This is a genomic window from Spirosoma utsteinense, from assembly GCF_014282275.1.
In the GTDB taxonomy this organism is placed as follows: Bacteria; Bacteroidota; Bacteroidia; order Cytophagales; family Spirosomataceae; genus Spirosoma; species Spirosoma utsteinense.
Genome location: NZ_VFIA01000156.1, coordinates 1 through 1,011, shown reverse-complemented (window position 1 = coordinate 1,011; position 1,011 = coordinate 1). Strand labels below are relative to the sequence as shown.

The 1,011-nt window shown below is 51.3% G+C and carries 2 protein-coding genes; both read left to right on the top strand.

Features of this window, described 5'->3' with window-relative positions:
* Positions 1–470, top strand: a 470-nt coding sequence (locus FH603_RS28240; protein ID WP_186742742.1) for a helix-turn-helix domain-containing protein, incomplete at its 5' end; no start/stop codon positions are given.
* Positions 419–997 carry an IS630 family transposase gene (locus FH603_RS28235; RefSeq protein ID WP_186742744.1) on the top strand — a complete coding sequence of 193 codons (579 nt, stop codon included), beginning with the start codon at positions 419–421 and terminating at the stop codon, positions 995–997. The genes FH603_RS28240 and FH603_RS28235, both read left to right, overlap by 52 nt.
* Positions 998–1,011 lie beyond the last annotated feature (14 nt).

The window sequence follows — 1,011 nt, the reverse complement described above, 5'->3', positions numbered from 1 at the left end:
CTAAAATCAGCCAGACCGTTGACGAACTGCAACAGCTTGAAAAACAGCAGACTAATGTCGCCAATCGCGATTACGTCCGCTTCATTCGTTTGCTCAAAGAGAAACAGGCTAACTCTCAAAAACAAGCGGCTCAACTCATCAATCTCGGCTTACGGCAGGGACAACGCATCTGGGCCAAATACCTCAGCGAGGGCCTCGAGGCCCTCATCGAAGTCCGAAGCCAACCCTATGTTGGCAAACTTTCCTTCACTCAGATCAGCCATTTACGCCAGTTTCTCTACGATGACCAGGCTCATTCGTTGGCTGATGTGCAGGCTTATCTGGCAGGCAGTCATGGGGTCAATTACACCATCGGCGGGGTCTCAGCGGTCTGTAAACGACTAAAAATCAAGAAGAAAACAGGGAGGCCTGTTCATATCTGCCAAATGCCGGATGCGGTCGAGACCTACAAAAAAAATTTGCCAACCTAGCCGCTGACTTTGCCCCGGAACGCATTCTGTTTCAGGATGAGCTACGGGCGGGTACCCGCACTGATACGGGTCAGAAGTGGTCGCCAATGGGTTACCGGCCCTATACCCCGGTGCAGATTGGCTATGAGAGTTTGTATCTGTACCTGGCCCTGTGTCCCTTCTCGGGGCAGGGCTACGCGGCTTTTCTGCCCAAACTGACGGGCGAGTGGTTCGGTTGGTTTGTGGGTCAGATCAATAGCCAGGTATCGGGCAAACACTTATTGGTAGCCGATGGCAGTAGGGCGCATAAACGGGAAGCGTTTGCAGAAACACAATTGACTTTTAGCAAGCTACCGCCCTATTGTCCTGAACTCAATCCGGTGGAGCGTGTCTTCAAGGAAGTTCGCCAAGGCTTGAAGGCCCGGGTATTTAGCAGTTTAGCCCAAGCTGAGCAACGTTTGCGGGCTGTTCTTGAAGCGTTATTCACGGGTCGGCAGACAGTCATCGAGTTGACTTGCTTTCCCTACATTCTGAATGCGTCTTTATGATTTTGAATTAGTAT